The 26,472-nt window shown below is 77.8% G+C and carries 28 protein-coding genes and 1 riboswitch; of the genes, 17 read left to right on the top strand and 11 right to left on the bottom strand.

The window, feature by feature from the left end; translation table 11 throughout:
- Positions 1–79 precede the first annotated feature (79 nt).
- Complete coding sequence (uraD, locus tag RTG05_RS00475) at positions 80–577, top strand: 2-oxo-4-hydroxy-4-carboxy-5-ureidoimidazoline decarboxylase (protein WP_166526995.1); 498 nt, start codon at positions 80–82, stop codon at positions 575–577.
- Complete coding sequence (gene uraH, locus RTG05_RS00470) at positions 574–891, top strand: hydroxyisourate hydrolase (RefSeq protein WP_315912172.1); 318 nt, start codon at positions 574–576, stop codon at positions 889–891. Before uraD ends, uraH begins: the two co-directional genes overlap by 4 nt.
- A 14-nt stretch (positions 892–905) precedes the next feature.
- Here uraH and RTG05_RS00465 read toward each other — a convergent pair whose 3' ends face one another.
- The 3 genes from RTG05_RS00465 to msrA form a co-directional block, all read right to left on the bottom strand.
- Positions 906–1,409, bottom strand: coding sequence for a hypothetical protein (locus RTG05_RS00465; protein ID WP_315912171.1), 504 nt, complete (start codon positions 1,407–1,409; stop codon positions 906–908).
- Between the two features lie 53 nt (positions 1,410–1,462).
- Positions 1,463–2,587, bottom strand: coding sequence for a class I SAM-dependent methyltransferase (locus tag RTG05_RS00460; RefSeq protein WP_166526993.1), 1,125 nt, complete (start codon positions 2,585–2,587; stop codon positions 1,463–1,465).
- 93 nt (positions 2,588–2,680) lie between these two features.
- Complete coding sequence (gene msrA, locus RTG05_RS00455; protein WP_166526992.1) at positions 2,681–3,334, bottom strand: peptide-methionine (S)-S-oxide reductase MsrA; 654 nt, start codon at positions 3,332–3,334, stop codon at positions 2,681–2,683.
- A 68-nt stretch (positions 3,335–3,402) separates the two neighbouring features.
- Between msrA and RTG05_RS00450 the strand changes: the two genes are divergently transcribed.
- Genes RTG05_RS00450 through RTG05_RS00440 form a run of 3 tightly spaced genes read left to right on the top strand, consistent with a single transcriptional unit; the run spans position 3,403 to position 5,346 of the window.
- Positions 3,403–4,416, top strand: a complete 1,014-nt coding sequence (locus tag RTG05_RS00450) for an NADP-dependent oxidoreductase (protein WP_166526991.1) — start codon at positions 3,403–3,405, stop codon at positions 4,414–4,416.
- A 34-nt stretch (positions 4,417–4,450) separates the two neighbouring features.
- A complete protein-coding gene (locus RTG05_RS00445; RefSeq protein WP_166526990.1) occupies positions 4,451–4,654 on the top strand; it encodes a hypothetical protein in 204 nt (67 codons plus the stop codon).
- On the top strand, positions 4,651–5,346 hold the full coding sequence (locus RTG05_RS00440) for an alpha/beta fold hydrolase (RefSeq protein ID WP_166526989.1): 696 nt from the start codon (positions 4,651–4,653) through the stop codon (positions 5,344–5,346). The genes RTG05_RS00445 and RTG05_RS00440 overlap by 4 nt, the downstream gene beginning before the upstream one ends.
- A gap of 25 nt (positions 5,347–5,371) precedes the next feature.
- Here the strand turns inward: RTG05_RS00440 and RTG05_RS00435 are convergent, their stop codons facing one another.
- Both RTG05_RS00435 and RTG05_RS00430 read right to left on the bottom strand, forming a co-directional pair.
- Positions 5,372–5,884, bottom strand: a complete 513-nt coding sequence (locus RTG05_RS00435; RefSeq protein WP_166526988.1) for a VOC family protein — start codon at positions 5,882–5,884, stop codon at positions 5,372–5,374.
- 173 nt (positions 5,885–6,057) lie between these two features.
- Positions 6,058–8,166 carry an MMPL family transporter gene (locus tag RTG05_RS00430; protein WP_166526987.1) on the bottom strand — a complete coding sequence of 703 codons (2,109 nt, stop codon included), beginning with the start codon at positions 8,164–8,166 and terminating at the stop codon, positions 6,058–6,060.
- A gap of 81 nt (positions 8,167–8,247) precedes the next feature.
- Between RTG05_RS00430 and RTG05_RS00425 the strand changes: the two genes are divergently transcribed.
- The 3 genes from RTG05_RS00425 (at position 8,248) to RTG05_RS00415 (ending at position 10,969) form a co-directional block, all read left to right on the top strand.
- Positions 8,248–8,703 carry a MarR family winged helix-turn-helix transcriptional regulator gene (locus tag RTG05_RS00425; protein WP_208104724.1) on the top strand — a complete coding sequence of 152 codons (456 nt, stop codon included), beginning with the start codon at positions 8,248–8,250 and terminating at the stop codon, positions 8,701–8,703.
- 190 nt (positions 8,704–8,893) lie between these two features.
- Positions 8,894–9,523, top strand: coding sequence for a superoxide dismutase (locus RTG05_RS00420; protein WP_166526986.1), 630 nt, complete (start codon positions 8,894–8,896; stop codon positions 9,521–9,523).
- Positions 9,524–9,676: 153 nt separating this feature from the next.
- Positions 9,677–10,969 carry an Nramp family divalent metal transporter gene (locus tag RTG05_RS00415; RefSeq protein ID WP_315912170.1) on the top strand — a complete coding sequence of 431 codons (1,293 nt, stop codon included), beginning with the start codon at positions 9,677–9,679 and terminating at the stop codon, positions 10,967–10,969.
- Positions 10,970–11,066: 97 nt separating this feature from the next.
- On the opposite strand, the gene RTG05_RS00410 is transcribed toward RTG05_RS00415, so the two are convergent.
- Both RTG05_RS00410 and RTG05_RS00405 read right to left on the bottom strand, forming a co-directional pair.
- A complete protein-coding gene (locus tag RTG05_RS00410; RefSeq protein WP_166526985.1) occupies positions 11,067–11,684 on the bottom strand; it encodes a TenA family protein in 618 nt (205 codons plus the stop codon).
- Between the two features lie 22 nt (positions 11,685–11,706).
- The gene (locus RTG05_RS00405) at positions 11,707–12,306 is read right to left on the bottom strand and encodes a TenA family protein (protein WP_166526984.1); all 600 of its coding nucleotides are present in this window, start codon (positions 12,304–12,306) and stop codon (positions 11,707–11,709) included.
- A 33-nt stretch (positions 12,307–12,339) separates the two neighbouring features.
- Positions 12,340–12,454, top strand: a riboswitch (TPP riboswitch).
- Between RTG05_RS00405 and RTG05_RS00400 the strand changes: the two genes are divergently transcribed.
- The 6 genes from RTG05_RS00400 to RTG05_RS00375 all read left to right on the top strand — a co-directional run bounded on the left by RTG05_RS00400 (position 12,443) and on the right by RTG05_RS00375 (position 17,089).
- Positions 12,443–13,780: a purine-cytosine permease family protein gene (locus tag RTG05_RS00400; protein WP_166526983.1), complete on the top strand. Its 1,338-nt coding sequence runs from the start codon at positions 12,443–12,445 to the stop codon at positions 13,778–13,780. (Overlaps the previous riboswitch by 12 nt.)
- A complete protein-coding gene (gene thiO, locus RTG05_RS00395; protein WP_166526982.1) occupies positions 13,777–14,901 on the top strand; it encodes a glycine oxidase ThiO in 1,125 nt (374 codons plus the stop codon). The genes RTG05_RS00400 and thiO overlap by 4 nt, the downstream gene beginning before the upstream one ends.
- Entirely contained in the window at positions 14,892–15,092 is a 201-nt protein-coding gene (gene thiS, locus RTG05_RS00390; RefSeq protein ID WP_166526981.1) for a sulfur carrier protein ThiS, read from the top strand. The genes thiO and thiS overlap by 10 nt, the downstream gene beginning before the upstream one ends.
- 5 nt (positions 15,093–15,097) lie before the next feature.
- Positions 15,098–15,910 carry a thiazole synthase gene (locus RTG05_RS00385; protein WP_315912169.1) on the top strand — a complete coding sequence of 271 codons (813 nt, stop codon included), beginning with the start codon at positions 15,098–15,100 and terminating at the stop codon, positions 15,908–15,910.
- Positions 15,907–16,476, top strand: coding sequence for a thiamine phosphate synthase (locus RTG05_RS00380; RefSeq protein ID WP_166526980.1), 570 nt, complete (start codon positions 15,907–15,909; stop codon positions 16,474–16,476). Before RTG05_RS00385 ends, RTG05_RS00380 begins: the two co-directional genes overlap by 4 nt.
- A 190-nt stretch (positions 16,477–16,666) precedes the next feature.
- Positions 16,667–17,089, top strand: coding sequence for an ATP-binding protein (locus tag RTG05_RS00375; protein WP_166526979.1), 423 nt, complete (start codon positions 16,667–16,669; stop codon positions 17,087–17,089).
- A 574-nt stretch (positions 17,090–17,663) separates the two neighbouring features.
- On the opposite strand, the gene RTG05_RS00370 is transcribed toward RTG05_RS00375, so the two are convergent.
- Positions 17,664–18,353 carry a hypothetical protein gene (locus tag RTG05_RS00370; protein WP_315912168.1) on the bottom strand — a complete coding sequence of 230 codons (690 nt, stop codon included), beginning with the start codon at positions 18,351–18,353 and terminating at the stop codon, positions 17,664–17,666.
- Between the two features lie 322 nt (positions 18,354–18,675).
- On the opposite strand from RTG05_RS00370, the gene RTG05_RS00365 reads away from it, so the two are divergent.
- From RTG05_RS00365 to RTG05_RS00355, 3 genes are all read left to right on the top strand, one after another.
- Complete coding sequence (locus RTG05_RS00365; RefSeq protein WP_166526978.1) at positions 18,676–20,016, top strand: APC family permease; 1,341 nt, start codon at positions 18,676–18,678, stop codon at positions 20,014–20,016.
- Between the two features lie 854 nt (positions 20,017–20,870).
- Entirely contained in the window at positions 20,871–21,857 is a 987-nt protein-coding gene (locus RTG05_RS00360; protein WP_166526977.1) for a nucleoside hydrolase, read from the top strand.
- A 95-nt stretch (positions 21,858–21,952) separates the two neighbouring features.
- Positions 21,953–22,447 carry an ATP-binding protein gene (locus tag RTG05_RS00355; protein WP_315912167.1) on the top strand — a complete coding sequence of 165 codons (495 nt, stop codon included), beginning with the start codon at positions 21,953–21,955 and terminating at the stop codon, positions 22,445–22,447.
- Between the two features lie 14 nt (positions 22,448–22,461).
- Here the strand turns inward: RTG05_RS00355 and RTG05_RS00350 are convergent, their stop codons facing one another.
- The 3 genes from RTG05_RS00350 to RTG05_RS00340 are packed head-to-tail and all read right to left on the bottom strand — an operon-like array spanning position 22,462 to position 26,432.
- The gene (locus tag RTG05_RS00350) at positions 22,462–24,057 is read right to left on the bottom strand and encodes a YfjP family GTPase (protein ID WP_166526976.1); all 1,596 of its coding nucleotides are present in this window, start codon (positions 24,055–24,057) and stop codon (positions 22,462–22,464) included.
- On the bottom strand, positions 24,054–25,766 hold the full coding sequence (locus tag RTG05_RS00345; protein WP_166526975.1) for a GTPase domain-containing protein: 1,713 nt from the start codon (positions 25,764–25,766) through the stop codon (positions 24,054–24,056). The genes RTG05_RS00350 and RTG05_RS00345 overlap by 4 nt, the downstream gene beginning before the upstream one ends.
- A 30-nt stretch (positions 25,767–25,796) precedes the next feature.
- Positions 25,797–26,432: a flagellar brake protein gene (locus RTG05_RS00340; RefSeq protein WP_166526974.1), complete on the bottom strand. Its 636-nt coding sequence runs from the start codon at positions 26,430–26,432 to the stop codon at positions 25,797–25,799.
- Between the last annotated feature and the right edge of the window lie 40 nt (positions 26,433–26,472).

The raw sequence follows: 26,472 nt of genomic DNA, 5'->3' as shown, positions 1-26,472 counted from the left end.
CCCGGGCCGCGGCCCGGACGTCCTCGGGCACGGCCCCGCCGACCCTGCCACGGCCGGCGCCGGCTGCGATGCTCGACGGGTGTCCGCCCTCGACGACCTCAACGCCGGGCCCGCCGACCGCGCGGTGCAGCTGCTGCGCTCGTGCAACGCCGCCCCGCGGTTCGCCGCCGAGGTGGTGGCGGGGCGGCCCTACCCGGACGTCGACGCGCTGGTCGCCCGCGCCGACGAGGTGGCCCGGGGGCTGCCGTGGGCGGAGGTGGAGCTGGCCCTGGCCGGGCACCCGCGCATCGGCGAGCGGCCCGAGGGCTCCTCGCCCGAGGCGGCGGCCTCCCGCCGGGAGCAGAGCGCGGTGGGCGGGGCGGACGACGCCACGCGGGCCGCCCTGGCCGAGGGCAACCGGGCCTACGAGGAGCGCTTCGACCGGGTGTTCCTGGTGCGGGCGGCGGGCCGGTCAGCGGAGGAGCTGCTGGCCGAGCTGCGCCGCCGGCTGAGCAACGACGAGGCGGCCGAGCGCGCCGAGGTGACCGCCCAGCTGGCCGAGATCACCGCGCTGCGGGTGCGGGGGCTGGTGTCGTGAGCGTGTCCACGCACGTCCTGGACTCCGTCCTCGGCCGCCCGGCCGCCGGGATCGCCGTCCGGCTGTACGCGGGCGGGGACCTGGTCGGTGAGGGGGTCACCGACGCCGACGGCCGGTGCCGGCCCGCCGGGGGCCCGACCGCGCCGGGGCTGCACCGGCTGGTGTTCGACACGGGCCGGTGGTTCGCCGGGCAGGGGCGGGACGCCTTCTGGCCGGAGGTGGTGCTCACCTTCGACGTCCGCGACCCCTCGGGTCACCACCACGTGCCCCTGCTGCTGGCCCCGTTCGGGTACTCCACCTACCGCGGCAGCTGACCCGCCGGACGCACTCAGCGGCCCCAGGTGTCGTCCTGCGGCCCCGCGTCGACCCGGATGCCGCCGAGGACGACGTCGGCGTGGATGCGCAGGTCGGCGCTGCGCTCGTCGTCGGTGTGCACGATGCCCTCGCCCTCGGCGAAGTCCACGCCGCCCGGGCCGCGGTGGCTCCACCACACCCGCCAGCCGGCCGGCACGGTCACCGCGAGGCCGTACCCGAGGCCCCGCACCGTGAGGTCGACCCCGCCGGGCACGTGCGGCACCCCGGTCAGGTCGAGCCGGGCGCCGGCCAGCACGAGGTCCAGCCGCACGCGGGACAGGGCGGGGTGGACCGGGCGCAGGTCCGCCCCGCCCAGCACGACCACCCGCCGGATGCCGGCCGTGCTCTCGTCGCCCTCGTCCAGGCGCCAGGCCGCGAGCCGGCCGCCGACGGCGAGCGCGGCCGGCAGCGCCACCCAGCCGAGCAACCGGGGCAGTCCCGGGGGGACGGCGGGCGGCGGGGTGCTCCGGGTCCTCATGCGTCCAGCGTGCCTGCCCGGCGTGCGGACTGCCCAGGCCCGCGGGCCGGGCGTCAGCGCGCGGTGGAGACGGTGACGGTGTAGCGCCGGTCGGCCGCGGCGACCCGGGTGGGGCCGACCAGCCGGCGCAGTGCGGCCCGGTGCGGCAGCCGGTTGTTGTAGACGCACCACAGCTGCCCGCCCGGCCGCAGCACCCGGCCCGCCGCGGCGAACAGCCGGTCGGCCGCACCGGTCACCACGGCCGCGCCGAGGTGGAACGGCGGGTTGCAGACGACGAGGTCGACGCTCGCGTCGGCGACGGTGGACGCCGCGTCGTCCCGCACCACCCGCACCCGACCGGCCACCCCGGAGGCGGCGGCCGTCGCCTCGGCCGAGGCCACCGCCGCGGCCGACTGGTCGCCGGCCAGCACGGCGAGCTCCGGCCGGGCGAGGGCGAGGGCGGCGGCCAGCACGCCGGTGCCGCAGCCGAGGTCCAGCGCCGTCCGGGCGCCGGGTGCCGCGCCGGGCAGGGCGGCCAGCAGTGCGCGGGTGCCGCCGTCCACCTTGGTGCCGGCGAAGGCCGCGCCGTGCGCGCACACCGTCAGCCCGAGCTCGGGGTGCTCCTGCCGGCGTGGGAAGGAGGACGTTCCGCCCGGGCGCGGCCCGCGGGCGACCAGCACCCGCGACTTCTGCCGGGCCAGCGTCGCGTGCACCTCGCCGAACCCGGCGGCCAGGACGTCGTTCATCGCGTGCGTCATGTGCTTGACCCGCCCGCCGACGAGCAGCGTGGCGTCGGGCGCGGCCGATCCGGCCACCACCTCGGTGAGCTCGCGCAGCGCGTCCAGCGACCGCGGCGCCTTGGCCAGCACCAGTCGGGCGCCGTCGGCCACCCCCGGGCCCAGCGGCAGGGAGGCGTACGTGCCGGCCAGCCCGGTGCGCGCGGCGTTGTGGGCCAGGGCGAGCTCGCCGACCAGCAGGTCCTGGTGCACCCGGACGTCGCGGGCCCCGGCGGCGACCGCGCCGAGGGTCAGCGCGCCGTGCGAGTCGTCGACGACGGCCACCTCCCCGGGGCCGGTCGCGGCCAGCAGGGGCGCCGCCTCGTCGAGCAGGAGGCGGTCGGTGGCGTCGACGGCGACCAGGTCCGGCGCCTCGACGTCCGGCTCCCGCCGCAGCTGCCCGAGCAGCCCGAGGTCCGCCACGTGCCCTCCTCCACCGGCGAGATCGGCGATCTCGCGCGCGTACGGCCCGGGAACCGTACGAGATCGCCGATCTCGCCGGGACGGGAGCGAGGACTACACGCCGGACAGGCCCACCGGGCAGGAGACGCCGGTCGAGTGGGTCGGGCAGTAGCCGTTCGGCACCTTGTACAGGTACTGCTGGTGGTAGCCCTCGGCGTAGAAGAACTCGCCCAGCGGCGCGATCTCGGTGGTGATCTCGCCGTAGCCGGCCGCGGTCAGCCGCTGCTGGAACGCCTCGCGACTGGTGCGGGCGGCCGCCTCCTGCTCCGGCCCCTGCACGTAGACCGCCGAGCGGTACTGGGTGCCGACGTCGTTGCCCTGGCGCATGCCCTGGGTGGGGTCGTGGTCCTCCCAGAAGGCCTTGAGCAGCTGCTCGTAGGAGGTGAGCGCCGGGTCGAAGACCACCAGCACGACCTCGGTGTGCCCGGTCCGCGCGGAGCAGACCTCCTCGTAGGTCGGGTTCGGGGTGTACCCGCCGGCGTAGCCGACCGCGGTGGAGTAGACGCCGGGCAGCTCCCAGAAGACCTTCTCCACGCCCCAGAAGCACCCGGCACCGAAGACGGCGGTCTGCAGGCCCTCGGGGAACGGCGGGCGGATGCGGTTGCCGGTGACCGCGTGCAGCTCGGGCACGCCCGGCAGCGGGTCGGGGCGGCCGGGCAGGGCGTCCTCGCGCGACACCGGCTGGGTCTTGGTGCGGGAGAAGAACATGCCCCGAGCGTATGCGCGGCGCGCAAGGGGCCCGGCGGGCCGAGCAGCGCCGATGTGAGGATCGGGGCATGGCGACGACGCGCGAGTGGCACCTGGCGGCCCGGCCGCACGGGGAGCCGGTCCCCGGGGACTTCGAGCTGGTCGAGGTGCCCGTCCCGGAGCCGGCCGACGGGCAGGTCGTCGTCCGGAACGTGGTGATGAGCGTCGACCCGTACATGCGCGGCCGGATGCGCTCGACGCCGTCCTACGCCCCGCCGTGGCAGGTCGGCGAGGTGATGAAGGGCGGCGCCGTCGGCCGGGTGGTCGCCTCCCGCGCCCCGGAGCTGCCCGAGGGGTCGCTGGTGCTCACCGACGCCGCGTGGCGGGAGACCGCCGTCGTGGACGCGGCGGCGGCCACCCGGCTGCCGGCGGCGGAGGACGTCTCCCCGTCCTGGTACCTGGGCGTGCTCGGCATGCCGGGCCTCACCGCGTACGCCGGGCTGTTCCGGGTCGGCGCGTTCCGCGAGGGGGACGACGTGTTCGTCTCCGGGGCCGCCGGCGCGGTGGGCAGCCTGGTCGGCCAGTTCGCCCGGCTGCGCGGCGCGGGCCGCGTGGTGGGCAGCGCGGGGTCGCCGGAGAAGGTGGCCTGGCTGCGCGACCTCGGCTTCACCGCGGCGTTCAGCCACCGGGACGGCGTCGCGCGCGGGCTGGCCGAGGCGGCGCCGGACGGCATCGACCTGTTCTTCGACAACGTCGGCGGGGACCACCTGGAGGCCGCGGTCGACGCGCTGCGGGTGCACGGGCGGGCCGCGCTGTGCGGGGCCATCTCCGGCTACAACGCCGTCGACCCGCCGCCGGGCCCGCGCAACCTGTTCCTCATGGTCGGCAAGCGGCTCACCCTGCGCGGCTTCCTGGTCAGCGACCACGCCGACCTGCGCCCGGAGTTCACCGAGACGGTGACCGGCTGGCTGCGCTCCGGCGACCTCGTCGTCCGGGAGACCGTGCGGGAGGGCATCGAGCAGGCGGTGCCGGCCTTCCTGGACCTGCTGCGCGGTGGCAACGTCGGGAAGATGGTCGTCCGGCTGGCCCCCGACCCCGACTGACGGGCACCCGCGGCGCCGGGGAGGATGGCCGACCATGTGGCTCCTCCTCACCAGCCGGCTGCGCACCTGGCTGCTGCTCACCGTCGTCGTCCCCCTCGCCACCGGCCTGCTCCGCCGCGCGGGGCGGGCGCTGGAGCGGCGCACCGGCGCCACCTCGGTGACCCGCGCCCTCTACAAGGCCGGGGACCTCGGCGACCGGGCCCGCACGACGCTCCGTGGCGGGCGCCGGCGCCGGTGACGACCGGCGGTCCGCAGCCGGCCCTGGAGTACCGGGCGGCCCCCGGCCCGACCCAGCGGGCGCTGGCCGTCTTCTGCCACGGCGGCACCGTGGCCAGTGTGCAGCCGCCGCGGGAGCGGGCGCTGTCGCTGCTGCGGATGCGCGCCATCGAGCAGTTCGTGCACGGCGCGGCCGCCGACCGGGGGGTGGGCACCTGCCTGCTGCGCTACCGGGTGGCGGGGTGGAACGGCGCCGCGGCCGACGCCCACGCCGACGTGCGCTGGGCGCTGCAGGAGCTGCGGGCCCGCCACGGGGACGACGTCCCGGTGGTCCTGGTCGGGCACTCGATGGGCGGGCGCGCGGTGCTGCGCGCCGCCGACGACGCGCAGGTGGCGGCGGTCTGCGCGCTGGCGCCGTGGACGCCGCCGGGCGAGCCGGTCGGGCACCTGCGCGACCGCACGGTGGCCGTCCTGCACGGCCGTGGCGACCGCTGGGTGCCGGAGGCGCTGTCGGCGGACTTCGCCGACCGGGCGCGGCAGGCCGGCGCGCACATCGCCCGCTTCACCATCGCCGGGGGCCACAGCATGGTGCGCCGGGCGCCGGTGTGGCACGCCTTCGTCCGGGACGTCGTCCTGGCCGGGGCGGGCCTGGCGCCGTGGCGGGCCGACCTGCGCCGCGCCCTGGCCGACTCCGCGCTCGCCGTCCCCCTCTAGGACCTCGGCCCGGCCGGAGCGACGCTCAGGCGGGGACGGACACCCCCACGCCGCCGCGGGTCGACGCGCCGTAGCGGGCGGTGTCGCGGTCGAGGTCCAACGGCGCGGTGAGCGGGGCGCCCTCGGTCAGCTCCGGGGTGATCAGCGCGGCCGGCACCAGCCAGGACACCTCGAACTCCAGGCCGTCGGGGTCCCGGGCGTAGAGGGCCTTGGTCGTGACGTGGTCGGCGGCGCCGGTGAGCGCCCCGACCCGGTCCAGTTCCGCGCGCACGCGGGCCAGCTCGGCGAGGGTGTCGACCTCCCAGGCCAGGTGGTAGAGCCCGACGGTGCGCCGGCCGGCCTCGGAGGGCCTGGCGCCGGGGCCGACCTGGAACAGGCCCAGGTCGTGGTCGTTGGTCGACCCCTCGGCCTGCAGGAAGACCGCGGTGCCGGGGATCTCGTTGGTCACCCGGAAGCCGAGGACGTCGCGGTAGAAGGCCAGGCTGCGGGCCAGGTCGCGGACGTAGAGGACGGCGTGGTTCAGGCGCTGGACGGGCACGGCGGGCTCCTCGGGTGGACGGTGACCAGCCCAGTCTGCTCCCGACTGCTTGAGAGTTCAAGGACCGCGTGCCCGCGTCCCCGGCGCGGCGGCGGGGTCGGTCCGCCGCGCCGGGGACGCGGTGTTCACGGGGACGCGGTGTTCATGAGGACGCGGTGTTCACGGGGCGGGTGTCACGGGGTGGGGACCAGGGCGGCCGCCCCCTCCCGGTGCGGCGTCCCACCATGGGGCGGCTCGGGGGCCGGCGCCTGCGGGCGCCCGGGCCACCAGAACCGGTCGCCGAGCCAGAAGGCCAGGGCCGGCACGATCACGGTGCGCACCAGCAGGGTGTCCAGCAGCACGCCGACGCAGACGATGACGCCGATCTGGGTGAGCGTGACCAGCGGGAGGACGCCGAGGACGGCGAACACCGCGGCCAGCAGGATCCCGGCGCTGGTGATGACCCCGCCGGTGACCCGCAGCGCGGTGAGCACGCCGGCGCGGGTGCCCAGCCGGGCGGCCTCCTCGCGGGCCCGGGTGACCAGGAAGATGTTGTAGTCGACCCCGAGCGCGACGAGGAACAGGAAGGACAGCAGCAGCACCCCCTCGTCCAGGGCGGGGAAGTCCCACACGGTGGTGAACAGCAGCCAGCTGGCGCCGACGCTGGCCGCGTAGGAGGCGACCACGGTGAGCACGAGCAGCAGCGGGGCCACCAGCGAGCGCAGCAGGGCGACCAGCACCGCGGCCACCAGCACGAGGACCAGCGGGATCACCACCAGCCGGTCGCGGGCCTCGGCGTCGGCCAGGTCCACCGCCGTGGCCTCCGACCCGCCGACCGCCGCACCGGCGTCCGGCACCGCGGCCACGGCCTCGCGCAGCTCGCGCACGGCGGTCTCCGACGCCGCCGACCCCGGTTCGGCGTCCAGGACGACGTCGACCTGGGTGACCTCCGGCCCGCCGAGGCCGACCGCGGCCGAGGCGACCCCCTCCACGCCGGCCGCCGCGTCGGCCACCGCCGGTGCGGCGGCCGTGGTGGTGAGCACCGCGACCGGCTCGGCCGACCCGGCGGGGAAGGCGCCGGCCAGCGTCCGGGCGCCGAGCACCGACTCGGGCTCGGCGCGCAGCTGCTCCACCTGGGACAGCCCGGTCTGCAGCCCCAGCCCGCCGACCGACAGCAGGGCCAGCACGGCGATGCCGAGGGCGGCGACCAGCCGCGGGGCACGGGCCACGCCCTCGCCGAGGCGCCCCCACACCCGGCCCTCGGTGCCGCGGCTGCCGACGCGGGGCACGAGGGGCCAGAACAGCCCGCGCCCGCACAGCACCAGCGCGCAGGGCAGTACGACCAGCCCGGCGACGACGGCGACGGCGACGCCGAGGGCGGCCGCCGCACCCAGCGCCCGGCTGCCCTCGCGGGTGGCCAGCAGCAGGGTGAGGCAGGCCAGCACGACGGTGCCGCCGCTGGCCAGGATGGCCTCGGCGGTGCGCGCGACGGCGGTGCGCATCGCGGCGAACCGGTCGGCGGTGACCCGCAGCTGCTCGCGGTAGCGGGCGATGAGCAGCAGCGCGTAGTCGGTGGCCGCACCGAACACGAGCACGCTGGTGATGCCGACCGTGCTGCCGTCGTAGGCCAGCCCGAGCCGCGGCAGCACCTGGTCCAGCAGCGCGAGGGTGGCCTGCTCGGCGGTGGCCACCACGGCCAGCGGGACGATCCAGAGCACGGGGCTGCGGTAGGTCACCAGCAGCAGCACGGCCACCACCGCGGCGGTGACCAGCAGCAGCGTGGTGTCGGCCCCCTCGAAGACGCGCAGCAGGTCCGCGCCGAACGCCGGCCCACCGGTGACCTGCACGGTGAGCCCGCCGGGCAGGTCGGCGCCGACGGCCTCGCGCAGCGCGGCCACCCGGTCGGCCACGGCCTCGTCCCCGCCGGTGGTGTCCAGCGGGACGACCAGCACGGCCACCGCGCCGTCCGGGGAGACGTCCGGCGGGCCGGCCACGGTGCTGCCGGCGGCCCCGGCCCCGGCCGCGGCGGCCTCCTGGGCCGCGGCGAGGTCGGCGGGGGACAGCGCGCCGCCGTCGCTGCGACTGACCACCGCCAGCACCGGCTCGACGCCGGTCTGCGGCAGCTGCGCCTGCAGCCGCTCGGCCTGCGCCGACTGGTAGTCGTCGGGCAGCCCGGAGGAGGACGGGGGCGCGACCTGGTCCGGCGCCGGTGCCAGCAGCACCGCCGCCGCGGCGGCCAGGTAGAGCACGAGCACCGCCCAGGCGCGACGGCGGCGGGTGACGAGGGCGGACAGACGGTCCACGGTGTGCTCCCTGGGACGACGGGTGGCTAGTATCTCTCGACGCGACAAGTATCTCGACGCATCGAGAGGATGGCACGACGGATGACGTACGGGCAAGCGGCACTCCCCCCCGACCCCGCCGATCGGGTGCAGGAGCTGACCCGGGAGCTGATGCGCCGGATGGTGGCGCTGGCCGGCGAGCTGATCACGAGCACCGGGCTGAACACCTCCGACCTCGCCGCCCTGCGCGCGCTCGACGCGGCGGCCGGCGACGGGACGCCGGTCAACACCCTCGGCGCGCAGCTGGGGCTGTCCTCCGGTGCGGTCACCGCGCTGGTCGACCGGCTGGAGCGGCACGGGCTGGTCCGGCGGGAACGGGACACCGGCGACCGGCGCCGGGTGCTGGTCGTGCTCGCTCCCGCGGCGCGCGCGCTCGGCGCCGAGCGGATGGTGCCGCTGGCCCGCCGGCTGCAGGCGGCCACTGCCGAGCTGGATGCCGCCGAGCTGGCCGCGGTGGAACGCTTCCTGCACGCCGTCCTCGACGACCCCGGGCACTGACCCGAGCAGCCATTGTCGCGATAAAGGCCGGAGGGGTGGCCATTGTCGCGATGAAGGCTGCTCGGGGGCCTTCCGCGCGCGGAACGCCGGAGGAGGTGGTCTGGCCCGGGCGGGCCACGGGTCGGCCCCGACGTGTCAGGGGCGCGGGGCAGGACCACCTGCGTCCAGCACGCGCGACGGAGGGAACCCGATGCCCGACTACCAGCTCCCCGACCTGCCCTACGACTACGGGGCGCTGCAGCCGCACATCTCCGGCGAGATCATGGAGCTGCACCACTCCAAGCACCACCAGACCTACGTCACCGGCGCCAACACCGCGCTGGAGAAGCTCGCCGAGGCGCGCGCGAACGACGGGCTGGGGACGGCGAACCTGCACGAGAAGAACCTGGCGTTCAACCTGGCCGGGCACGTCAACCACTCGGTGTTCTGGCCGAACATGAGCCCCGACGGCGGCGACCGCCCCGACGGCGAGCTGGCCGCGGCCGTGGACGACCAGTTCGGCTCCTTCGACGCCTTCCGGGCGCACTTCACCGCCGTCGCCGGCGGCGTCCAGGGCTCGGGCTGGTCGATCCTGGCCTGGGACTCCGTGGGCCAGAAGCTGCTCATCTGCCAGCTCTACGACCACCAGGGCAACCTCGCCGTCGGCCTGGTCCCGCTGCTCATGCTCGACATGTGGGAGCACGCCTTCTACCTGCAGTACCGCAACGTGAAGACCGACTACATCGACGCGTGGTGGAACGTCGTCAACTGGGCCGACGTCACGCGGCGGTTCACCACGGCGCGCACGGCCACCGCGGGGCTGATCGTCCCGGCCGCCTGAACGTGCTCCCGGGGCCGCGGGGACCCGCGGCCCCGGGACGTCAGGGCAGCCTCACCTCGGCCCGCGCGGGCCACGCCCTGGCCCGACCGTGACACCCCCGGCGGGCAGGACAGCAGCGACCACCGCGCACCGCCCGTCCCCTGCGAGGCCCCCGTGTACCTGTCCAAGACCGAGGCCGCCGTCCTCCCGACCACCCTGGTCGCCGGCCCCCGCCGCCCCGCGCAGCCGACCGCGCGGCGGCGGATCTGGCCGCTGCTGGGCCCGGCCTTCGTCGCCGCGGTCGCCTACGTGGACCCGGGCAACTTCGCCACCAACTTCTCCGGCGGCGCCTCCTTCGGCTACACCCTGCTGTGGGTGATCGTCGCGGCGAACCTCATGGCGATGCTCATCCAGAGCCTCACCGCCAAGCTCGGCCTGGCCACCGGCCGGGACCTCGCCACCAACTGCCGCGAGCAGCTGCCCCGCCCGGTCACCCGCGGGCTGTGGCTGCAGGCCGAGGCGGTCGCCATCGCCACCGACCTGGCCGAGATCGTCGGCGGCGCGGTCGCGCTCAACCTGCTCTTCGGCGTCCCGCTGCCGATCGGCGGCCTGATCACCGCCGTCGTCGCCTTCGTGCTGCTGGCCGCGCAGTCCCGCGGGCACCGCCCCTTCGAGCGGGTCATCACCGGGCTGCTGCTGGTCATCGGCGCCGGCTTCGCCTACACGCTGGTCGGCTCCGGTGTCGACGTGGGCGGCATGGCGTCGGGGATGGTGCCCTCCTTCGCCGGCCCGGACAGCCTGGTGCTGGCCGCCGGCATCCTCGGCGCCACGGTCATGCCGCACGTCATCTACGTGCACTCCGCGCTCACCCCGGGCCGCTACGGCGACGTGGTCACCGCCGGGCGCACCCGCGAGGGACGGCGCGGGCTGCTGCGCGCCCAGCGGCTGGACGTGCTGGTGGCCATGGGCGTGGCGGGGCTGGTCAACGCCGCGATGCTGGTCATCGCCGCCCAGCTGTTCACCGGCTCGGCCGAGCAGGCCGGCTCGCTGGAGGGCGTGCACGCCGGGCTGGGCGACCAGCTCGGTGCCGGCGCGGCGCTGGCCTTCGCCCTGGCGCTGCTGGCGTCGGGCTTCGCGTCGTCCTCGGTCGGCACGCACGCCGGCCAGGTGGTCATGGCCGGCTTCCTCAAGCGGCACATCCCGGTGCTGGTCCGCCGGCTGGTGACCCTCGCCCCGGCGCTGCTGGTGCTGGTGCTCGGGGGCGACCCGACCACCGCGCTGGTCTGGTCCCAGGTCGTGCTCAGCTTCGGCATCCCGTTCGCCCTGGTGCCGCTGCTGTGGCTGACCAGCCGGCGCGACCTCATGGGCGGCTGGGTGAACCGGCGGGTCACCACCGTCGCCGGGTGCGTCGTCGCGGCGCTGATCATCGCCCTCAACGGCCACCTGCTGCTGGGCTTCGTGCTCTGAGCCCGCTCGCTCCACGGCCGAGCGTGTGCGCCGCCGCCCTGCTCCACCCGTCGGGAGGGGGCCTCGGCGCACACCGTCGCCGTCCGGCGAGCGCCCGTCAGGCCCCGCGCCAGGCGGCGTCGAAGAAGCCGACCTCCAGTGCCATCGCCCGCCGGTACGCCGTCCGGACGGCGGGGACGTCGGCGGCGTGCGAGTCCAGCAGCCGCTCCAGCGTGCCGGCCAGCGCGTCGAACCCCGGGTCGGCGTAGGTGGTGACCCACTCGGCGTAGTCCCCGGCGCGCCCGGGCGACAGCGAGCGGCCCAGGTGCGCGTACAGCCGCATGCACGGGGTCATCGCCGCGCAGGTCGCACCGACCCCGCCGAGGGACGCCGTGGCCAGCAGGAAGTCGGTGTAGGCGGTGGTCGCCGGCAGCGGCTGCACGCCGGCCAGGTCGATGCCCCAGCGGGCCGCGTAGCCGGCGTGCAGCGCCAGCTCCTCGCGGACCCCGGCGAGCAGGTCGGCGAAGGCGTCCAGGGTGGCCCGGTCGGGGCTGTGCGCCACCCCGAGGGCGTAGCCGCGGGCGAAGGACTCCAGGAAGAACGCGTCCTGGGCGACGTAGCCGGCGAAGCGCTCCCGCGGCAGCGTTCCGTCGCCGATCCCGGCCACGAACGGGTGCGCCAGCGCCGCGGCGGCCAGGTCGGCGTTCGCCGCCCACAGGTCGGCGGACAGGCTCACAGCGCCGCGTCCAGCGCCGTGCTCACAGCGCCGCGTCCAGCGCCATGTCCCAGAAGGCCACCTCGGCCGCGACCACCTCGGCGAAGGTCGCGTCGGCGTCCGGCGCGGGCGTGCCGTCGGCCGCCGCCGCCAGCCCGGCGACGTAGCCGGCGAACCCCGGCGTCGTCCAGTGCTCGACGAACTCCCGGTACCCGGGCGCGCCGGGCCGCGCGTGCGACCACGCGTCCAGGTAGGTGCGCTCGATGGTCCACAGCGCGGTCAGCGCCGTCCCGGCGTCAGCGGCGTCCAGCCGCCCGAGCAGCTCCGCGTAGCCGGCGGTGGCCGGCCGGGCCGGCGCCCCCAGGTCCAACCCGCGGACGGCGGCCTGCTGCTCGAACCAGGCCAGCTCCTCGACCAGCGCCACCAGCCCGCCGGCGAGCACCGCCTGCGCCGGCCGGGGCGCGCGGGCCAGCAACCGGGCCTGGAAGCGCAGCAGGTCGGCGACGAAGCGGGCGTCCTGCACCAGCCAGGTGTCGAAGGCGGCGACCGGGACGGTCCCGTCGCGCACGGCGTCGAGGAACGGGTGCCGGGTGGCCCGCCGCCAGTCGTCGGGGGAGCGGGAGGGGAGGTCGGCGACCGGCACGGCGGGGACTGTACGGACCGGGTCTAGGGTGGGCGCTGCACGTGCGGGAGCTCGGGCACCACCGGGCTGAGAGGGCGACTCGAGGCGTCGCCGACCGCTGGAACCTGACCGGGTAATGCCGGCGTAGGGAGCAGTCATGAGCACGTCGAACGCCGTCCCCGCGACCGGGGAGGCCCCCCTCACCCTCGCCGAGGCGCCCGCCCCCGTCCTCGGCCTGCGGGACACCTTCGGCCTGTGGGCCAACCTGGGCGTCAGCCTGCTGCTGCCGGTGGCCGCCGTCTTCGTCGTCCTCCCGGGCCGGCCGCTGTCGACCACGATCGGCGCCATCGTCGTCGGCGCCGTCATCGGCGCCACGCTGCTCGGGCTGGCCGCCGCCGCGGGGGCGCGCGAGCGGGTGCCCACGATGGTGCTGCTGCGCGGGCTGCTCGGCCGGCGCGCCTCCGCGCTGCCCACCGCGGTCAACCTGGTGCAGTGCGTCGGCTGGGCCACCTTCGAGATCGTCATCATCGCCGAGGCGGCGTCCCGGGTGCTGGACGCACCGCGGTGGCCGTTCGTGCTGCTCGCCGGGGTGCTGGCCACCGCGATGGCGCTGCGCCCGCTCGGGGTCGCCCGGGTGCTGGCCCGCTACGCGATCTGGGCGGCCCTCGCGGCGGTGGTCTACCTGTTCGTCAACGTCCTGGCCGAGCCGCTGCCGCCGCTGACGCAGGGCGCGGCCACCTCGTTCTGGACGGCGGCCGACATCGTCATCGCGCTGCCGGTCTCCTGGTTCCCGCTGGTCGCCGACTACACCCGGCACGCCCGCAGCGCCCGGGCCGCGGGTGCCGGCGCGGGGCTGGGCTACGGCCTGGCCACGATCGTGATGTTCACCCTCGGCGTCGTCGCGCTGGCCGCCTACGGCAGCGCCGGGTTCGACGTCATCGACGCGCTGCTGGCCGTCCCGCTGGGGGCCCTGGCCGTGCTGGTGCTGGTCACCGTGGAGCTGGACGAGGCCTTCGCCAACGTCTACTCCACCGCGGTGTCCGCGCAGAACATCGTCGCCCGGGCCGACCGGCGGCTGCTGGCCGTCGGCGTCGGCACGGTCGCCACGCTGCTGGCCCTGACCTTCGACATCGCCGCCTACGAGCCGTTCCTCTTCCTCATCGGCGCGGTGTTCGTGCCGCTGGCCGGTGTGCTGCTCGTCGCCTACGCCAGCACCCCGCGCGGGGCCTGGGACACCTCCGACACCGCCCCCGCACGGCCGGTGTTCCTGCTGCCGTGGGCGGCCGGCTTCCTCGCCTACCAGCTCACCCTGCCGACCTACTTCGCCGGCCCGGGTGCGGGCTGGACGGCGTGGTGGGCCGCCCGCCAGGCCGACCTGGGCATCGACCCGGCCAACGGCTGGTCGGCGTCCCTGGTCGGCCTGGCGGTGGCGGTGTCGCTCACCGCGCTGGTCTGCCTGCCCGGGGTGCTGCGCCGGCGGAGGGCGGCGGCATGACCGACGTCGCGGTCGCCGGCGGGGGGCTGATCGGGCTGGCCACGGCGTGGCGGGCCGCCCGGCGCGGGCTGTCGGTCACCGTCGTCGACGACTCCCCCGGCACCGGGGCGTCGGCCGCGGCGGCCGGCATGCTCGCCCCGGTCACCGAGGCCGGCTACCGCGAGGAGGCGCTGCTGCGCCTGGGCCTGGCGTCGGTCGAGCGCTGGCCGGCCTTCGCCGCGGAGCTGCGCGAGGCCACCGGGGCCGACGTCGGCCTGCGCACCGCCGGCACCCTCGTCGTCGGCTTCGACTCCGACGACGTGCAGGAGCTCGCCGCGCTGCACGCCTACCAGTGCGAGCTGGGGCTGGCCGCCGAGCGGCTCACCCCGCGGGAGGCCCGCCGCCGCGAGCCCGCCCTGACCCAGCGGGTGCGCGGCGGCCTGCTGGTCGCCGGCGACCACTCCGTCGACGGCCGGGCGCTGCACGCCGCCCTGCTGCGCGCGGCCGAGGACGCCGGCGTGCGGCTGGTGCGGGAGCGGGTCACCGCGCTGCGGGTGGACGGCGGCCGGGCGGCCGGGCTGGAGACGGCCGACGGGGGCACGGTGCTGGCGGGCGCCGTCGTCCTGGCCCTCGGGGCGCACAGCGGCGGCCTGCCCGGGGTGCCACCCCTGCCGGTGCGCCCGGTGAAGGGGCAGGTCCTCCGGCTGGCCGGGGCGGCGGACCTGCTGGAGGGCACGGTGCGCGCGCTGGTCCGCGGCCGGCACGTCTACCTCGTCCCCTACGCCGGTGACCGGCTGGTGGTCGGCGCCACGGTCGAGGACCGCGGGTTCGACCCCACCGTCACCGCGGGCGGGGTGCACGACCTGCTGCACGACGCGATCGACGTCGTCCCCGGGATCGGCGAGTGCGAGCTGGTCGAGACGCTGGCGCGCTGGCGGCCGGGCACCCCGGACAACGCCCCGCTGCTCGGCCCCGGCCCGCTGCCCGGGCTGGTGCTGGCCACCGGGCACCACCGCAACGGCGTGCTGCTCACCCCCGTCACCGCCGAGGTGACCGCCGAGCTGCTGGCCACCGGCACGCTGCCGGAGCTGGCCGCCCCCTTCACCGCCGACCGGTTCGAGAGGCAGTCGTCGTGGAAGTGACCGTCAACGGCGCGCGCACCGAGCTGGCCGCCGGCGCCACCGTCGCCGACCTGGTCGCCGCCCGCAGCGGTGGGCACGACCGGGTCGCCGTCGCGCTCAACGGGGACGTCGTCCCGCGCAGCAGCTGGCCGGCGACGCAGCTGTCCCCCGGCGACACCCTCGAGGTGCTCGCCCCCACCGCAGGAGGCTGATGACGATGACCACACAGGACCTGGCCCCGGCCCTGGAACGCGAGGAGGCCGCCGACCCGTTCGCCATCGCGGGGGAGACGTTCACCTCCCGGCTGCTGCTCGGCACCGGCGGCGTGCCCAGCCTGGAGACCCTGGAGGCCGCGGTGCGGGCCTCGGGCAGCCAGCTGGTCACCGTGGCGCTGCGTCGGGTGGAGGCGTCCGCCAGCGCGTCCATGCTCGGGGTGCTCGACCGCTGCGGCGTGCGGCTGCTGCCCAACACCGCCGGCTGCCGCACCGCCCGCGAGGCGGTGCTCACCGCCCGGCTGGCCCGGGAGGCCTTCGGCACCGACTGGGTCAAGCTGGAGGTGATCGGCGACGAGCACACCCTGCTGCCCGACGCCGTGGAGCTGCTGGACGCCGCCGAGCAGCTGGTCGCCGACGGGTTCACCGTGCTCGCCTACACCACCGACGACCCGGTGCTGGGCCGGCGGCTGGCCGACACCGGGTGCGCCGCGGTGATGCCGCTGGGCTCGCCGATCGGCAGCGGCCTGGGCATCCGCAACCCGCACAACGTCGCGCTGCTGCGCGCCGCCGTCGACGTCCCGGTGGTGCTGGACGCCGGCATCGGCACGGCCTCGGACGCCGCCCTGGCCATGGAGCTGGGCTGCGACGCGGTGCTGCTCGCCTCGGCGGTCACCCGCGCCCGCGACCCGGAGCGGATGGCGCTGGCCATGCGGCAGGCGGTGGAGGGCGGCCGGCTGGCCCGGCTGGCGGGCCGGATCCCCCGCCGCTGGCACGCCGAGGCCTCGACCTCCTTCGAGGGCCTGCCGGACCTGTGACCGCCCTGCCCCGGCTGCTGGTCGTCACCGACCGGACGCAGGCCGCCGGGCCGCTGGCCGACGTCGTGGCCGCGGCGGTGGCCGCCGGCGCCCGCGCCGTCCTGCTGCGCGACCGCGACCTGCCGGTCGGCGAGCGCGCCGCCCTCGCCGACCGGCTCCGGGCGGTCCTCGACCCGGTGGGCGGGCTGCTGGTCACCGCCGGCTCGGGCGGCGGACCCGCCGTCCACCTCGCCGCCGCCGAGCCGTTCCCCGACCCGCGCCCGGCGCTGGTCGGCCGCTCCTGCCACTCCGCGGACGAGCTGGCCCGCGCCCGTGCCGAGGGCTGCGACTGGGCGTTCCTCTCCCCCGTGTTCCCGACCGCCTCCAAGCCCGGCCACGGCCCGGCCCTCGGCGTCGACGGCTTCGCCGCCCTGGCCACGCACGGCCCGCCGGCCTTCGCGCTCGGCGGGGTGTTCCCGGAGCACGCGCCGGCGCTGCTGGGCGCGGGTGCGGCCGGCATCGCGGTGATGGGCCCGGTGATGCGCGACCCGGCCGTCGTCGCCGACTACCTGGCCGCCCTCGGCTGACCCGGGCGGGGGTGCCCGGCGGCACGACCCGGCGCGGTCTGTGACCCGTGTCTCACCCATGTTTGCGGTCGGGTCCGCAGACCCATACGCAGGTGTCCCGGTTCGCCCGCGAACCGTCGGTCGGCCACGTCCGCCGGGCGTGGGCCAGGGTCCGCCCCCGAGCGGGCGGAGCACGTGAGGGGACCACGGCGTGACAGGCGAGGCGGCCCGGCAGCTGTGGCCGTCCGCACGGCCGCCGGTGGCCCCCGAGCACCTCGCGTGGCGCCTGGGCACCGTGGCCGAGCTGCCCCAGGTCCGCGCCGAGGTGCGGGCGCACCTCGGCGGTCCGCGGTCCGCCGACCTGTGCGACCGGCTCGTGCTGGCCCTCGACGAGATGGCCTCGAACGCGCTGCGGCACGGCGGCGGGGAGGTGCGCGCCTCGGTGCGCCCCGTGGCCGACCGCTGGCTGGTCGAGGTCTGCGACGGCGCGCCCGGCTCCCCGCCGACGCCCGCGGTCGGCCGCGACCCCAGTGAGGGCGGGCTCGGGCTGTACCTGATCGCCGAGCTGGCCGTCGAGCACGGTTGGTACGTCAGTGCCGGGGCCAAGCACGTCTGGGCCGTGCTCGCCCCCTGACCCGGCGGTCGGACGGCTCCGGGCGGTCCGGTCCGGCGCGGGGCTGCCCGAGGACGGCCGACGGCGGGCACCCCCCGCGTCCTGGAGGGGGCCCGCCGTCGGCAGGGGTGGTGGCGTGCGGTGCCGGGTGGCGCCCGTCCTGCGGTGCTCGTCCGCTGCTGCCTTCCTCCGGCGGGTGCCCGGGCCGGTCTCCTGCGGTCGACACCCGGGACCGTCGGGCGCCCCGGTCAGGTCGGTGCCGGTCAGAGACCCGGGGGACGGGTACTGGCACGGACCTGTCGCCCTCGGACGGTCCCCGTCGCCGGACAGCCGTGCCGCGCCGCGGTCGCCGCCGCCCTGGAGGGTCCGCGCGCCGCGTCGGGGCGCGGTCGGCGGGAGGTCGGGGCGGCTACCGGTGGAGCGGGACGTCTGGGGCGGCGGGACTGCCACCGTCGGAGGACGCACCGGGGGGCGGTGCGGGTCGGTCGGGCGGAGCGGAGACCCCCGTGGCCTGGCGCACGGCCACCGGGGGAGTGGCCGGCTGCCGGAGCCGGGAGGCGGTGCGCTGGACGGGCGGGGAGGACGGCGTCCTCCCTCAGGGTGGCTGACCCCGGGCCGGAGGGGGCCGCGGGTCGCCGCGCGACCGGGCCGGCGCGGCCGACCGGGCCCCCCGGGGCCGGGCGCTCCCCTGCGCGGTCCGCGGTGCGGGGGCAGGCCGCGGTGCCGGCGTGTGCCGGGCGAGCGGGGCGACCACCGGGACGCGGGGGGAACGGACCGGCCGGGGGGTCCGGGCCGGACGGAGCGCCGCGGCGGGGGAAGGCGCCGCGGGCTGGATCGTGGGCGTGCTGGGCAGCTCGGTGAGCACGACCGGGCCGCCCGGGCGGGGCGCCGGGGCGGACGGGGCCGGCCGGCCCCAGGCGAGGTGCGCGCCGGCGGGGCCGGCACCCCACAGCGCCAGCCGGCGGACCAGGCCGCGGATCCGCTCGCGCAGCCGCGGCCGGGGGGCCGGCGCGGGGGCCGGCGCGGTCCAGGTCGGCGTCGCCGGGGTGGGTGCGGCTGCCGGTGGCGGGGTGGCCGGCCGGGGGCGCGTCGCCGGCACCGGGACGGGCCGGACGGCGGACGGCCGGCGCGCCGGGCCCGCGCGGTGCACCGCCGGGCGGGCGGGCCGGGACCCGGTCCGCCCCGGCAGCGGCTCGGCCCGGTCCAGCAGGTCCAGCAGGCCACCGAGGGACAGCTCGTCGGGCCGGTCCGACGTGCGCTGGGCCAGTGCCCGGTCGTTCGCCATGACGTCCTCCCTGTCGGTGCGCCGCGGTGCTGCGGACAGGGAGAACGGTAGGGACGACGGCGCCCCGCGACGGCCCGCTGCGCCACCCCTCGGAGTGCGTGTGACCCAACCGTTGCGGCGACCCGGCGGGGGTGCCGGTGACCCCGCGCAACCGGCGGAGGCGTGTCGACAAGCCGCGCGTCCCGAGCGTGGGACGCGCCGGTCGAGGCGCCGGTCACCCCGGGCCGCGGTCCGACCCGCCCGGCGTGTCGCGCTCTCCCGCGGCGGGTGACGCGGGCCGGTGCGGCGTTTGCCCGCACGGCGCGCTGCGCAGAACCCGTCGATGAGCACGCCGGAGGCGCCCCCCGCCGACCAGACCGGGACCAGGCTGCGCCGGGCCGTCACCGGGAAGCTGCTGTTCCTCTTCATCCTCGGCGACGTCCTCGGCGCGGGCGTCTACGCGCTGGCCGGCTCGGTGGCCGCCGAGGTCGGCGGGGCGATCTGGGTGCCGCTGCTGGTCGCGCTGCTGCTGGCCCTGCTCACCGCGGCGTCCTACGCCGAGCTGGCCACCAAGTACCCGCGGGCGGGGGGTTCGGCGGTCTACGCCGAGCGCGCCTTCCGGCAGCCGGTGCTGGCCTTCCTCGTCGGCTTCTGCATGCTCGCCGCCGGGGTGACCAGCGCGGCCGGGCTGGCGCTGGCCTTCGCCGGTGACTACCTCGGCGTCTTCCTGGACGTGCCCGCCGCGCCGGCCGCGCTGGTGTTCCTGCTGGTCGTCGGCCTGCTCAACGCGCGGGGCATCAAGGAGTCCCTGGGCGCCAACGTGGTGATGACGGTGGTCGAGGTGTCCGGCCTGGTGCTCGTCGTCGTCCTCGGCGCGCTGGTGCTCGGCCGCGGCGACGGCGACCTGGGCCGCACGGTGGAGTTCCCGTCCGGGGTGGCCCCGGCCACGGCGGTGCTGGCCGCCGCACTGCTGGCCTACTACTCCTTCGTCGGGTTCGAGACGTCGGCGAACATCGTCGAGGAGGTCCGCGACGTGCGCCGGGTCTACCCGCGGGCGCTGTTCGGCGCGCTGCTGGCCGCCGGCGCGGTGTACGTCCTGGTCGGCCTGGCGGCGTCGGTCGTCCTGCCGCCGGACCAGCTCGCGGCCTCCTCCGGCCCGCTGCTGGAGGTGGTGCGGGCCGCGGACGTCGGCGTCCCCGACCGGCTGTTCAGCGCGGTGGCGCTCATCGCGGTGGCCAACGGCGCACTGCTCACCATGATCATGGCCAGCCGGATGGCGTACGGGATGGCCGAGCAGCGGCTGCTGCCCGGCGTCCTGGAGCGGGTGCTGCCCAACCGGCGCACGCCGTGGGTGGCCATCGCCGTCACCACGGCCGTCGCGATGGGGCTCAGCCTGGCCGGGGACCTCACCACCCTGGCCAGCACCGTGGTGCTCCTGCTGCTGTTCGTGTTCCTCAGCACGAACACCGCGGTGCTGGTGCTGCGCCGCGACACCGTGGCGGCGGAGCACTTCCACGCCCCGACCGTGCTGCCGGTGCTGGGCATCGCCTCGTGCCTGCTGCTCCTGTCGCAGCAGGAGGCACGGGTGTGGGGGTTCGGCGGGCTGCTGCTGCTCGGCGGGGTCGTGCTGTACCTGCTCACCCGGCTGACCGACCGCAGGTCCGGGGCCACCGGGGCCGGCTGACGGTGCCGGGTCCACGACCGCACCCGGTCCAGCCAGTGTCCCGGAGCCGGCACCGGCCGGAGTGGGCCGGGTGGCCGGCGGGACGGGTGCGCCGGCACGGGGTGCACCGGCCGGGAAACGGGACGCCGCTCGGCTGCGGCTACGGCCGCCGGCCGGGCGGCGGGGACCGGGACGGGCCGGGCCACGGGCACCAGGACGGGTCGTGGCACGGCCACCGGGGCCGGTACCGGGACGGGCGACGGGACCGCGGCCGGGACCGGTGGCCGCGGGGCCGGGACCGCCGGTGCCGCGACCGGCGGGCGCGGTGCCGGGAGCGCCGGTGCCGCGACCGGCGGGCGGGGAGCCGGGAGCGCCGGTGCGGCCAGGGGCAGCGGCACCGGTGCCGCGACGGCCGGCCTCGGCGCCGGGAGCGCGGGGGCGGCGGTCCGGTGCACCGGGCGGCTCCACCCGCGCGCCTCCGCGGTGCGCTGCGCGGCGGTCCGTCGCGGCGCGGGACGGGTCGCCAGGGCAGCACGCGCGTCGGCCGCACGCTGGGCGGCGGTGCGTCGTGCGGCGGGCACGGGGGCGGGCGGGTGCAGGGGCACGGGGTCTCCTCGGGAGGACCGCGGCTCGGGCGGTCGTCCGTGCCGAACGGTAGGGGCGCGCACCTCCCGCACCCCTGGCACCAGTGGCACCACGTGACCGAACAGTTGTCCGGCCCCTCGGCACCGTGGGGTGACCGTCCCGGACACCCCGCCCGGGGTCGACAAGGCGCCGTCCGGCGGTCCGGAACGGGCCGTTGCCGCGGTCGGTCACCCCGGCGGGCGCGACGCTCCCGGCGTGTCGGCGCGCACCGGCTCTGCTGGGATGGCCGGGTGGCCGTCCCCGTCCCCCTCGTGATCGACACCGACCCGGGCATCGACGACGCCCTGGCCATCCTGCTGGCGGTGGCCAGCCCGGAGGTGGACCTGCGGCTGGTCACCACCGTGCACGGCAACGTGGACCTCGCGCAGACCACCGAGAACGCGCTGCGGGTGCTGCACCTGGCCGGGCGGTCCGACGTCCCGGTGGCCGTCGGCGCCCGGGACTCGCTGGTGTACCCACAGCGCGAGCGGGCCGGGCACGTGCACGGCGAGGCCGGCCTGGGCGGGGTGCGGCTGGCGCCCTCGCCCGCCGCGCCCGACCCGCGACCGGCGGTGGTCGCACTCGCCGAGGTGCTCACCGCGGCCACCGAGCCGGTGACGGTGGCCGCGATCGGCCCCTGGACCAACATCGCGCTGCTGCTGGCCACCCACCCCGAGGCCGCCGAGCGGATCGGCCGGCTGGTGCTCATGGGCGGCTCGGCCGCGCGGGGTGGCAACGTGACCGCGGCCGCGGAGTTCAACGTGTGGTCGGACCCGGAGGCCGCCCAGCGGGTGCTCGGCTCCGCCGTCCCCACCGTGCTCGTCGGGCTGGACGTCACGCTGCCGACCGTCCTCGACGCGGACGGCATCGCCCGGTTCGCCGCCGCCGGACCGGTCGGGGCGACCGCCGCCGCGATCGTGCGGCAGTACCTCGACCACTCCCGCAGCAGCTACGGCACCACCGGCGTGGTGCTGCACGACGCGCTGGCCCTCACCGAGGCGATCGTCCCGGGGACGCTGGGCACGGTGCGCCGGGACGTCGTCGTGGACACCACCCTGGGCGCCGGCCGCGGGCAGACCCTGGTCGACCGGCGGGCGCCCTCGACGTCCCCCACCGCCGTCGAGGTGGCCGAGACGGTGGACAGCGCCGCGGCGGTGGGCCTGCTGGTGGACCGCCTGGAGTCCCTGGCCCGGGCGGTGGGCCCGCTGTACCGACCGGGCGGCCCGGCGGACGGGTGACACCCGGCGGTGCGGGAACCCCGGGCGTCGGCCAGGATGGGTCGACGGCCGGGTGGGGTCCCGGCCCGCTCCCCAGCAGCGGTGGAGGAGGTCCCTTGGGTCCGGAGCCGTGGCCGCGCGAACCCGTGCCGTCCCTCGTCGGCGACGTGTGGCACTGGCAGCTCGAGGCGATGCAGGTCGTGTCCCGGGTGCGGGCCGACCTGCGGGCGAGGATCGCCCACCCGTCGGTCTCCTCGACGTCCACCGACGACGCCCGTGACGGGCTGCTGCTGGTCTTCGAGGAGCTGGCGTCCAACGCGCTGCGGCACGGTGGTGGCGCGGTGCGCGCGCTGGTGGTCGCCGGCACCGACGGCTGGCTGCTGGACCTCAGTGACGAGGCACCCGACCGCCCCCCGGTCCCGGCCGTCGACCGCGACCCGGCCCTGGGGGGCATGGGGCTGCACCTGGTGGCGCAGCTGTCCACGGCCTACGGCTGGGAGTGCCGGCCGGGGCGCAAGCACGTCTGGGCGAGGCTGCCCAACGGCCTGGCACCGCTGGAGCCCGCCCCGGACCGCGTCCCCGAGCCCCGCGCCGGCGACCACCCGCGCTGAGGGGTCCCGCCGGCCTACCGGCCGGCCCGGGCGACGGCGGCGCAGAAGCGGTCGTGGTCCTCCCGCACCTCGGCCATCGGGCCCAGCACCTCCTCCTGCGCCACGGCCTCGACCGCCGCGTACAGCCGCTGCTCGACCCGCCGCGCCCGCCGCCGGGCCCGCAGCGCGACCAGCGGCCGCACCACCAGCGCCAGCAGCACCCCGGCCAGCAGACCGCCGACCAGCAGCAGGGTGGGCAGCGGGATCCCCTCCACCCGCGGCAGCGGGACGACGTCGTCGAGCTGGACGAAGCCCAGGGCCACCAGCGCCAGCAGCCACAGCGCCCCGGCCAGCGCGACCAGGGTGAGCAGCCACTGCAACCCGCCGACCGCCCGCTGCCACAGCGGGGTGCGCGGCGAGCCCAGGTCGGTGCCGCCGACGGCCCGGTCCAGCCGGTCGGCCAGCTGGTCCTCCGACACCTCGACGGTGCGCCGCAGCTCGTCGCGCCAGACCTGCGGCAGGCCCGCACCCGCCGCCTCCCGGGCCGCGCGCACCGCCCGGGTCACCCCGGCGCGCTGCACCGCGCCGGCCGAGGGCAGCGACGTGCGCGCGCCCACCGTGTCCCCGTCGCCGCGGCCCAGGTGCAGCCGCTCCAGCGGGTCCGCGCGCAGCTTGCGGGTCCAGCGCACCACCGGCCAGCCGGTGGTCGCCGTCCCGCTGCGGCGCACCGACCGCTCGACCGCCGAGACGACGGCGGGCACCCCGGCGGCCTGGGCCAGGGCGTCGGTCAGCTGCCCGTGCTCCGCCCGTCCCCCGCCCGCCCGGCCGTCGGGGGCGGCGCAGTGCGCGGCCAGCGCCGCCGCCGTCCCCCGGACATCGGCGGTCAGCCGGTCGGTCGCCGCCCGCCGGGCGGACACCCGCCGGGCCAACTCGGCGCGCAGCTCGCCCACGCCGGCGCCGGTGCGCGCCGAGACGGCCAGCAGCGGCGTGCCGGCCAGGCCCTCCCGGTCCAACAGGGCGCGCAGGTCGGTCAGGCAGGCCCGCGCGGCCGCGGCGTCGAGCCGGTCGACCTGGTTGAGGACGACGAGCAGCACGCCGGCGTGCCCGGCCAGCGGCACCAGGTAGCGCTCGTGGACGGCGGCGTCGGCGTACTTCTCCGGGTCCAGCACCCACACCAGCACGTCGACCAGCTGCACCAGCCGGTCGACCTCCAGCCGGTGCTCCTGCCTGACGCTGTCGTGGTCGGGCAGGTCCAGCAGCACCAGCCCGTCCAGTGCCCGCTCGGGGGCGTGCCGGTGCCGGCGGGGCACCTGCAACCAGTCCAGCAGCCGGTCGGTGTTCTCGTCGGCGCCCCAGACGGTGGCGTGCGCGACGCCGGTGGTGGGCCGGCGCACGCCGGGGGTGCTCACCTCCGCGCCGGACAGCGCGTTGAACAGGGTGGACTTCCCGCTGCCGGTGGCCCCGGCCAGCGCGACGACGGTGGCGTCGCCGAGCGCCTCCCGGGCACCGGCCTTGGCCAGCAGGGTGCGGGCCCGGTCGACCTCGGGCAGCTCCAGGCGGTCCCCGGCGACGTCGACGGTCTCGCGCAGCGCGGCCAGCCGGTCGGCCAGCGGCGGGGTGCGACCCCTCATGCCCGGTCCCGGGCCGCGGCCAGCGCGGCCGCGGCGGCCCGCAGCCGCGCGGGCGCCTCCGGGTCCGGGCCGGCGGAGTCGACGAGGACGTCGAAGCGGGCCTGCTCGTAGCGCAGCAGCGCGTCGGCGCGGGCCTGCAGGTCCTCCCGCGCGCGGGCGGCCAGCGAGCGGACGGCGGCGTCGCCGAGGAGGGCCTCCAGCAGCCGCTGCCCGATCGCCGTCGTCGAGCCGGCGACCACGACCTCCCCGCCGGTGAGCCCACCGGTCTGGGCGAAGACGGCGACCATGACCACGGCGCCGGTGCCGTTGACGCCCCAGGACAGCACCCGGGCGCGGTTGCGCTTGCCGGCCCCCTCCTCGCGGACCAGGTCCAGCACGTACCCCTGCCAGTCGCGCACCTGCGCGGCGGCGGCCTCGGGGAAGTCCGGCGACACCCGGTCCAGCTGGTCGTCGGCGGCCGACAGCAGCGGCGGGCCTGCCGGCAGCGCCCGCCAGGCGGTGACGGTGCGCTCGGCGGCACGGTCGGCCTCGGCGCGCAGCAGCGTCTCCACGCTGCTCTCCAGCGCGCCCTGCAGCTCGTCGGCCGGCGAGGACCGGCCGGTCAGCGCGGCGCCGACCCGGTCCCGCAGCCGGCCGATCGAGGTCTGCAGCGAACGCATCCACTCACCGGTGCCGACGAACTCCTGCCACCGGGTGAGCACCTCCCCGCGCAGCAGGCTGCCGCTGCGCACGCCCTCGCCGATCCCGTCGTAGGCGGCGGTGTAGGCCGCGGCGGCGGCCTGCCGCAGCGCGGTCGCGGCCTGCGCCTGCTCCTCGACGGCGGCCGCGACCCCGGCCACCCGGTCGGCCAGGCTGGCCAGCGCGCCGGTGAGCGTCTGCCGGACGACGGCGGCGCGCTGCTCCTGGTCGGCGGCGAGCGCGTGCAGCCACTGCCGCAGGGGGGCGACCTGGTCCGCGGGGAGGAGCCCGTCGACCAGCGGCCGCTCCTCGACGACGAACAGCCGCACCCCGGACAGGCCGGCGCGCTCCAGCATGCCGGCCAGGTCGGGGGCGATCTCCGCGGCGGCGCCGGCCGGCACCCGGTCCAGCACGACGGCCAGCGCGGTGCCCCGCTGCTGCGCCGTCCGGAGCACGTCCCAGGGGACGGCGTCGGCGTAGCGGGCCGCGGTGGTGACGAAGACCCACAGGTCGGCGGCGGCCAGCAGCTGGGCGGCCAGCTCGCGGTTGGACTCCACGACGGAGTCGACGTCGGGGGCGTCCAGCAGCGCCAGCCCGGGCGGGACGTCGTCCCGCGGCACCAGCTGCAGCGTGCCGGACCCACCCTGCGGCTGCCCCGCCGCCCCGCCGGTGACCCGCGCCAGGCCGGGCAGCACCCGGTCGCCGGAGAAGGCACCCACGTCGGCGCGGGCGCAGACCAGCACCGGCGCCCGGGTGGTCGGGCGCAGCACGCCCGACGTCGTGACGTGAGCCCCGACCAGGCTGTTGACCAGCGTGGACTTGCCGGCGCCGGTGGAGCCGCCGACCACGGTGAGCAGCGGGGCGTCGAGGTCGCGCAGGCGGGGCAGCAGGTAGTCGTCGACCTGCTCGACCACCCCGCGGGCCGCGCGGCGGGCGGCTTGGCTGCCGGGCGTGTCCAGGCCGAGCGGGGCGGTGGCGACGGCGTCCCGCAGGGCTGCCAGGGCCTCGGGCAGGCGGGCGGTCGTCGTCACGCCTCCGGGTCTATCCCGCCGCGGCTGCTTCTAGTCCGCGCCGCGGGCGCGCTCCTCGCGCATCGCCTGGAAGACCCGGCGGCGCATCCGGTCCTGCAGCTTCTCGGGCAGGTCGACGAAGCGCAGCGACAGGCCCCACTTGGCGCCGCGGGCCTGGTGCCGGACGACCTCGGCCGGGGCGGCGACGGCGACGTCCTCCAGCCGCACGGTGAGCGGGACGACCGTGCCCGGCTCGGGGGGGTGGCCGTAGGCGTCCACGACGGCGCGGACCCCGCCCTCGCTGACGTCGAGCGTCTCGCCCTCCAGGTCGGTGCCGCCGACCCGGACGACGACGGGGAGGGTGAGCCGCACCCGCACCGCCTCGCGCCGCTGGGAGTGCTCGGCCGCGCCGACGACGTCGAGGTGCCAGCGGGGGTGGGTCCCTCGCTCGACGGTGGCCACCCGGGCGGGCATCGACCACCCGCTGACGGCGTCCCGCCAGAAGACCTGCACCGCGTCCCCGACCCGCACGACGGGGTCGTCGTCGAAGTCCCCGGAGGAGGGCCGGACGACGAGGGTGTCGGTCTCGACCCGCTCGACCCGGGTGCTCACCGAGGCGCGGCCGCCGAGGAGGATCACCTCGGCGTCGGCGTTGGCCTCGGGGCGCTGAGCGCCGACGGCGTGCATCGTCCCCCTCTGTCCTGTGCTCGGTGCCGCGCGGAGTCGC

It is taken from the genome of Geodermatophilus sp. DSM 44513 (assembly GCF_032460525.1).
GTDB lineage: Bacteria > Actinomycetota > Actinomycetes > Mycobacteriales > Geodermatophilaceae > Geodermatophilus.
The sequence above is the reverse complement of the archived record's forward strand: the minus strand, read 5'-3'. Positions and strand labels throughout refer to the sequence as shown.